At 44.5% G+C, this 6,664-nt stretch carries 6 protein-coding genes; 2 read left to right on the top strand and 4 right to left on the bottom strand.

Features of this window, described 5'->3' with window-relative positions; genetic code table 11:
• Positions 1-223 precede the first annotated feature (223 nt).
• The 3 genes from QUA57_RS16635 to QUA57_RS16625 all read right to left on the bottom strand — a co-directional run bounded on the left by QUA57_RS16635 (position 224) and on the right by QUA57_RS16625 (position 3,172).
• Positions 224-607 carry a VanZ family protein gene (locus QUA57_RS16635; RefSeq protein WP_333062298.1) on the bottom strand — a complete coding sequence of 128 codons (384 nt, stop codon included), beginning with the start codon at positions 605-607 and terminating at the stop codon, positions 224-226.
• Between the two features lie 122 nt (positions 608-729).
• Positions 730-2,088, bottom strand: coding sequence for a DUF3370 domain-containing protein (locus QUA57_RS16630; protein ID WP_333062297.1), 1,359 nt, complete (start codon positions 2,086-2,088; stop codon positions 730-732).
• Positions 2,089-2,248: 160 nt separating this feature from the next.
• Complete coding sequence (locus QUA57_RS16625) at positions 2,249-3,172, bottom strand: nucleoside hydrolase (protein ID WP_333062295.1); 924 nt, start codon at positions 3,170-3,172, stop codon at positions 2,249-2,251.
• 79 nt (positions 3,173-3,251) lie between these two features.
• Here QUA57_RS16625 and QUA57_RS16620 point away from each other — a divergent pair, with 79 nt between their 5' ends.
• Positions 3,252-5,213, top strand: coding sequence for a S9 family peptidase (locus QUA57_RS16620; RefSeq protein WP_333062293.1), 1,962 nt, complete (start codon positions 3,252-3,254; stop codon positions 5,211-5,213).
• 214 nt (positions 5,214-5,427) lie between these two features.
• Positions 5,428-5,646 (top strand): hypothetical protein, encoded by a 219-nt coding sequence (locus tag QUA57_RS16615; protein WP_333062291.1) that lies wholly within the window; start codon positions 5,428-5,430, stop codon positions 5,644-5,646.
• Between the two features lie 215 nt (positions 5,647-5,861).
• On the opposite strand, the gene QUA57_RS16610 is transcribed toward QUA57_RS16615, so the two are convergent.
• Complete coding sequence (locus QUA57_RS16610; RefSeq protein WP_333062289.1) at positions 5,862-6,647, bottom strand: universal stress protein; 786 nt, start codon at positions 6,645-6,647, stop codon at positions 5,862-5,864.
• Positions 6,648-6,664: the final 17 nt, after the last annotated feature.

Here is a 6,664-nt window from a genome sequence, read left to right as displayed (position 1 = left end):
CTCGAGCGAATAAGCTTTCATTTTTTCTGCTGATGTACTGAATGTAGTGTACCACATTTACATGGAATTTGCTGTATCTCTTTACCCGTGCGCGCAAAGTCACCAGTAAAAAAAAGTGGCTGACACTCGTCAACCGGTTCGCATTGTGCACTCTAGAAACTTCCTTCTTCTTTCTTCCTTTTTCCTTCTTCCTTTTTCCTTCTTCCTTCTTCCTTCTATATCATCAATGCCCTTTTTTTCTATCCCAAACTTCTCCAATCCAATAAAAAACTGCAATCCCGCAAAAACTAAATAAAAAATCTTCAATACTAGCACTGCGATTTGGTAAAATCCCTTGCAGCAATTCTTCCGCAGCAGTGAACAGGGTAAAAATTGCGGGCCCGAAAGGAATTGAATAATTAAACAAATTGATATTTTTTTTGCCAGTTGCTCTCGGGCACAGAAAAGATGCTATTCCGTACAAAATAAAGTGGCCTAGTTTGTCATAAGGCGGATGAGCGAGAGGAAAGTTGACTAATTTCCCCGTACCTGCTAAAAGCATGATACTGAGAAGAATTAAAACGTACACAAAACAAGCAACAATCCAGAAATTTTTTGATAAGTTCATCTTTTTTTTGCCGATAGCAACTAGAGACAAATCAATTCCGCGCAGCGCAAAAATAAAAACACATCTGGTTAATTACGCATTGTCTTTGTAGGCGTCTGCCTACCCGTAGCAGCCGCTAAAATTTAATTTGTTTTCACGGTCAAAACTTGTGGCGGCGACGAATCGGGCGGATAAATAAAATCCACTTCTACAAGTCGCTTTTCTCCTGATTTCATCTCTAATTTTACCAAAGGTTCTCCCTGCTGTCTCCGCCGCTGCACTAAATGCACGTACCGAGTTTGAGGCACTTTATTGTCATCAGTATAGCGCACTCTGACCGTTCCCCTAAAAAAAGTTTGAGGTGCCGGAGGTTCTAAAAAACTAAGTCCTCCTGAAGTTAATTTGTCTGTCTTAATTGGAGTTTGAATGGTGACAGTTACAGTTTGGTTGTTGCTGGTAGAATTGTACAGCGGCAAGCTGAGACTGTATTGAATTCCGTAATTGCCGTGGGCGCGGTATGCTGTATCTTGGTAGCGGACTAGCATCCTCGCACTTTGCACTTGATTTGTACCCAGCATTCCGCGCGGGAGGCTGCTTAATGGGTAGGAAAATGCTGTTCCGGGTTGGGGAATTGCTAGGTTTGAGGTGGCGGGGTTGTCTGAGAGAAGTGCTCGCCATTCTGAACCTAATGCTACACCGGCAACTCGGCCGTAAATTAGTTGGCCTTCGGTGATTTCTGGCGGTGTGGGAGCTCGATCGCGCGGCCCGGCTATATTACCATTGTCTAATAAGTTTTGCCATTCTGCTAAGTTGGGCGATCGCTCGTTTCCCTGTCCGTTTTCCTCTGAATCAACTCGGGCAAACATCGCCAGACTGGCAACATAGACTCTACCATCGCTGCGTAACCGCATCAAGGTCGATCGACCGTTTAGCGGCGGTACCAATCCCCGCACCGGTATCGGATGATTCATCAACAGTTGGCTTTTTCGCGGTGGAATAATTAACCCCGGCCCAAAGTCTGACTGTCTCCTTCCTCTGAGAATATCATTCACAGCGCGGCTTCCCGGCCCGGCGTAAATATTACTGTTTGAATTATCGACTTGTGGCGGCAATTCAATAAAAGGTGCATCGGGCTGACTGAGATAACTAGCAGCTTGCAATATATCTAATTTTACTGGTTTATTGCCCGGGTTGTAAACAATTACTCCTTGATACAATGTTCGCAAATCTTCCGGCGAAGGTGCGCGGGCTATGTGGTGGGCAAATATGTCGAAACGTCCTTGAAACGGAAAGTTTAAATGTGCAGCCGGAAATCTTTTACCATCCGGGGGAAATGTCGAAAGCAAAATTCCTTCTTGCAGCACTACTTCTGGACTGTTGCTGTTAAATACTGGTATGTTATCCAACTGTCCGGGGAGAGGTCGCACTTCTTGAATTTGAACTATTTCTTGAGGTGCGGGAGGTGTTTGGGCTAAGGGGATAATTGAGAGAATTGGCAGCATTTTTTGATGTTTTGCATTTTTGAGATGAGATTTTTTTTTACCGCAGAGGGCGCAGAGGGCGCAGAGGAAGAGAGGGAAGAGAAGAGAAGGTAAATATTCGCGTCAGGGCGGATTTTTTACGGAAATTTGGCGCACTCGTCCCTAGCAGATATGGTGACTTTTACCTTGCCCACTGTTGTAATATGTAATCGTAAAATTTGGCGGTGTCTACTGTATGCATTGCTTGAATTTTTCGCCCTCCACTTTTAAGTTTGGTGCGTCCTTGGCTGATGCCTTTGGTAATGATTTCTGTTTCCCATTCTCGCAGTTTGTAAAATTCTGGATGCGCTAAATAAGCCGTTGCCAAAATGTCCCAAAAATAGTAATCTTGAGATATTGCTAGGGCATAACACTGTCCTGCTAAGTCGGAAATTGGATATTGGCGCTGTCTTGCTAAGAGATTGGAAAATTCTACAGTCAGCGGTACATTATTAGTGATATCTAAAGGACACATGACAACGGGAATTTGGGTTTGCCAAATTCTATCGATTGCTATCGGGTCCCAGTAAGCATTCCATTCCGCCGACATATCTTGTCCGGGTTCCATATCTTTGCTAACATTGCCCGTAACATTGAGGGCGCCTCCCATCCAGACAATTTCTTGAATTTTGCTTTCAATTTCTGGCGCGATATCTAAAGCTTGCGCTACAGTTGTTAACGGCCCCGTTACCATTAATGTGACTGGTGCAACGGCATCTTGCAAAACTCGCACCATAAAGTTTTGTCCGGGTTCTGATATTAACGGCGTGTCAATGGTTCCTTTTTCATTTAGAATGGGAAGTCGATCGACTGCAAAGGAATCTCGCCGAAATAACACCGGAAATGGATTCAGTCCCCGCACCGTACTCGCAGCCACTGGAACTTCTGAACGCCCCATCAAATCGAGGATTTTGCGCGTTGCACTCACAGCCGGTTGAATGTAGCAGTCCGCAGGAGTTACAATTACTCCCAGAGTTTCGACTTCCTCCATTGTCATTAGCAACACGACTGAGAGATAGTCGTCAACTGCACCGTCGTGATCCATGAGTACGAGTTTTTTTGACATTTTGCTTCCCCGGTGACTGAAGTAGTGTAAAGTACAAATATTAATTTTTTTGTGCGAGAAACACAACTGCCTCAACTATATGAATAAAGTATCACCTTACGGCTCTTGGAAATCGCCTATTTCTTCCGATTTAATTGTTTCTGGAACGGTCGGACTCGGACAAATTGCTATTGACGGCGATGATATTTACTGGGTTGAGGGAAGGCCTTCGGAAGCGGGAAGAAGCGTCCTCGTGCGGCGCACTCCTGAGGGTAAAATCAGCGACGTGACACCGCATCCTTTTAATGTTCGCACTCGCGTTAACGAATACGGCGGCGCTGCTTTTGCAGTTGCTGGCGGTGTTGTCTATTTTTCTCATTTTGCCGACCAACGTATTTATACTCAAACATTAAATTCTCAACCAGAACCTCTGACACCTACTGCTAATTCTTGCTATGCAGATGCGATAGTTGACAAGCAAAGAAATCGCCTGATTTGCGTGCGCGAAGACCATGCAGGTGAGGGCGAACCTGTCAATACTATTGTTAGCATTAATTTAGATAACGGCGAAGATATTCAAATCTTAATTCAGGGCAATGATTTTTATGCTTCCCCTCGTTTGAGTCCAGACGGTTCTCAACTTTCCTGGATTTGTTGGAACCATCCAAATATGCCGTGGGATGGCACAGAATTGTGGGTAGCAGAAATTAATGCTGACGGTTCTTTAGGGGAAAAATACTTAGTTGCTGGCGGGGTTGATGAGTCGATTTTTCAACCGGAATGGTCGCCCGATGGAGTTTTGTATTTTGTTTCTGACAAGTCTAACTGGTGGAATTTCTACCGCTGGCAATCTAGAACCCCCCTCAATCCCTCCTTGGTAAGGGGGGAAGCAGAGATAGAAACCAGCTTGTGCGAGATGGCGGCTGAATTCGGACTTCCTCAGTGGGTTTTTGGAATGTCTACTTATGCCATTGTCTCGGAAAGCAAAATTATTTGCACCTACACTCAGCAAGGCCAGTGGCATTTAGCGAGTCTCGATTTAACGACAAAGCAGTTGACAACAATTGAGACGCCTTACACTGATATTTCGTCTGTCAAAGGGCGGGGAGAAACAGTTGTTTTTCTGGCAGGTTCGCCGACTGAATCTACTGCTATTGTCCAACTAAATCTAGCAACAAATAAACTAGAAATCTTGCGCCAATCGAGCAATTTAAGCATCAATCCGGGTTATCTTTCTGTACCGGAACCAATTGAATTCCCCACGGAAAACAATTTGACTGCTTTCGGTTTCTTCTATCCCCCGAAAAATCAAGATTTCGCAGCACCTGCGGGTGAAAAACCGCCGCTTGTGGTCAAAAGTCACGGCGGCCCCACTGCTGCTACTTCTAGCAGCATGAATTTGAAAATTCAATATTGGACGAGTCGCGGTTTTGCCGTGCTCGATGTTAATTACGGGGGTAGCACTGGTTACGGCAGAGAATACAGAAAAAGACTGCAAGATAGTTGGGGAATTGTCGATGTTGACGACTGCGCTAATGGTGCTAAATATTTAGCTGAAAAGGGTTTAGTTGATGGCGAAAGAATGGCGATCGCCGGAGGCAGCGCAGGTGGGTACACTACTCTGTGCGCTCTTACTTTCCGCGATGTGTTTAAAGCTGGTGCGAGCTATTATGGAGTTAGCGATTTGGAAGCTTTGGCCACGGATACTCACAAGTTTGAAGCACGCTATCTGAATGGATTGATCGGGCCTTATCCTGAAAGAAAAGATTTGTATGTGGCTCGTTCGCCTATTCATTCCGCCGAACGTTTATCTTGTCCCGTTATCTTTTTTCAAGGATTAGAAGATAAAGTGGTTCCGCCCAATCAAGCGGAAATGATGGTAGAGATATTGAAAGCTAAAGGTTTGCCGGTTGCTTATGTTGCTTATGAAGGGGAACACCACGGTTTTCGCCGCGCTGAAAATATCAAAAGAACTCTTGACGGCGAATTCTATTTCTATTCCCGGGTGTTTAAGTTTGAGTTGGCTGAACCTGTGGAGGAAGTGGTGATTTTCAATCTTTAGAAAACATCAAGTTTGCAGTTGCTCGGTCTTCCGTAAAACGCACCTGCAAGCTATCTCATAATTTGCCAATTTTAAATGTGATTTACTTCACAAATTTTGCTGTTTATTGTCACACGTTTAAAGGCAATACAGCTATAAATTTTTATAGTGCGATCGCCTTTTGTTGCGGCAGAAACGCCCGATCGCCCGATCGTCGCGTAGAGAGTCAATTACTATGCAAACTCCTGTCCACCTGATTCCATCTGCTTTGGGCGAGCTGTTTGCCGAAGTGAATCAAAATGGCTACATTACTCTAGCCGATAGGTATGGTTTGATGGCTGCTATTTTTGACGAAAATTTGACTGAGGAAGACAAACGCTCGATCGATCGGCTGCTGCGTTCTGTGTGCAGGGGAAGGATAAAATTAGTTAACGAATTGTCTACGGTCAGATAAGTTCCGATAATTTTCCTTGACTAGAATTTTGAGAATCTCCACAATCAAAAAAAGTCCTAATTGTCTCATAATTAGGACTTCGAGCGAGAAAACCATTTTTAATTTTTGATCGGTATAGAACTTACGCAAAAAAAGGTTGGGCGCGCCAATTATAGTCCTAGGGTGCGCCTAGCGCACCTTACATAATTAAATTCTGCCCCAACGAGCGAAGAAGTTTAACGTGCAGGTATAGTAGTCGCCAACTGTAACTTGCTCAAATTTTCTTCAGGCTGAACATCCATGTGATAGCTGAGTGCCGAAGGAATCCCGAGTACGCAGCAGGGAAAATTATTGCCTAGTTCCCTAACCAGCCGATGGTTGGCAGAACCACAGCCCAAGAACAGTAAATTTGCTGACTCTAATTCAACCACCTTTCTCAGTTCTGTAGCAACCCCCCCGATGCGTAAATGAGCTTTGAATAAACCGCGCCACTCCTCAGCCAAACAGCGCGCTTGCCACAGCAACTTATCTGCTACCTCGTACTCATTATTTTGACCGTAAATTGCTTGGAAATAATGCGGATCTACCCAATTTTTTTGCTCGGATACCAATGGAATTTCGGTTGGTAAAGCGAGCGCAGGCGCTGCACAACTAAGGGCGAATGTTTCCTCTAAATCAGACACTTTCTGCTGTGCAGCCAAGGCATTTGCTACAGCAACTTTGCAAGTATCTTCGCGGTAATTTTTGGGCGATTCGTCGATCACGTAGACGACTTGAACCGTGACTTCTTTAGTTGTTACGAAACGAGTTTGATGCGCCATCCAAAGGGTAATATCGAGAGCTATTTGACTTTGGGGAGAACTGTTGTAACCGACAATAAAATTGATAGTTTTTGCCTGTTTTGGGGATTTGGATTTCTTAGAAACTGGTAAGGTTGGCTCCGGCAGCAATACCATTTCTTCTGCTAAATTTTGGTATCCCAATGCACTTTCAAAACGCGCTAACATTGTTTTGAGATTCACAGGCTTAACCTCTCTTA

This window comes from Microcoleus sp. Pol7_B2, from assembly GCF_036701035.1.
Classification (GTDB): domain Bacteria; phylum Cyanobacteriota; class Cyanobacteriia; order Cyanobacteriales; family Microcoleaceae; genus Microcoleus.
This window is presented reverse-complemented; position numbering and strand designations above follow the sequence as displayed.

Bases quoted from the DNA above. Each gene is read 5' to 3' on its own strand.
- QUA57_RS16635 (WP_333062298.1), bottom strand. From the start codon at position 607: ATGAACTTATCAAAAAATTTCTGGATTGTTGCTTGTTTTGTGTACGTT.
- QUA57_RS16630 (WP_333062297.1), bottom strand. From the start codon at position 2,088: ATGCTGCCAATTCTCTCAATTATCCCCTTAGCCCAAACACCTCCCGCA.
- QUA57_RS16625 (WP_333062295.1), bottom strand. From the start codon at position 3,172: ATGTCAAAAAAACTCGTACTCATGGATCACGACGGTGCAGTTGACGAC.
- QUA57_RS16620 (WP_333062293.1), top strand. From the start codon at position 3,252: ATGAATAAAGTATCACCTTACGGCTCTTGGAAATCGCCTATTTCTTCC.
- QUA57_RS16615 (WP_333062291.1), top strand. From the start codon at position 5,428: ATGCAAACTCCTGTCCACCTGATTCCATCTGCTTTGGGCGAGCTGTTT.